Source organism: Vibrio sp. 2132-1 (assembly GCF_033344315.1).
Genome location: NZ_JAWPON010000738.1, coordinates 1 through 547, shown reverse-complemented (window position 1 = coordinate 547; position 547 = coordinate 1). Strand labels below are relative to the sequence as shown.

Sequence of the window (547 nt, the reverse complement as noted above, 5' to 3'; positions counted from 1 at the left end):
TGCTTTGCTAGTTCGAGCACGGGCTCAAAACGAGAGAGGCTTTCGGCAATGCTGCAGTTGATGTTCTTCTGGCTGAACGCCTCTGAAGCGGAGCCAAATACCGCAATTTGCTTTACACCGCTTTCCAGTGCACGTTCTAACCCTGCGAGATTTGGTGTGAGCGCACTGTAAACCACGTTAGGCTTTTGCATGATCCCCGCAAACACCTGATCGGAATCGGCCATTTGAGGTACCCATTTCGGCGAGACGAAAGAGCCCGCTTCAATGTGCTTTAAGCCACTAGTGCTTAGCTGATTGATCAAGCGGATTTTATCAATCAGCGTCACTGCCGTTTCATTCTGCAAGCCATCACGCGCGCCGACTTCGACGATATTAACCTTCGCTGGTAGCATATTCGCGCTCCTTATCTTCACAGACATTATCGGGTGCAGAAATTAAATGCAGCAGGATGGAACCGTGCTGTACTTGGTCTCCATGTTGATAAAACACTTCATCAACGGTCGCTGCTACTGGAGTGGTAATGGTATATTCCATCTTCATCGCTTCG

The 547-nt window shown here is 49.2% G+C and carries 1 protein-coding gene and 1 pseudogene; both read right to left on the bottom strand.

The genetic code is table 11. The annotated features are described in order from the left end of the window. Positions 1-392 (bottom strand): annotated as a pseudogene (locus tag R8N47_RS27700) (hydroxymethylglutaryl-CoA lyase); the annotation flags it as partial. Further along, the coding region (locus tag R8N47_RS27695) for an acetyl-CoA carboxylase biotin carboxyl carrier protein subunit (protein WP_318186424.1) at positions 373-547 on the bottom strand (175 nt) is incomplete at its 5' end. The gene R8N47_RS27695 and the pseudogene R8N47_RS27700, both read right to left, overlap by 20 nt.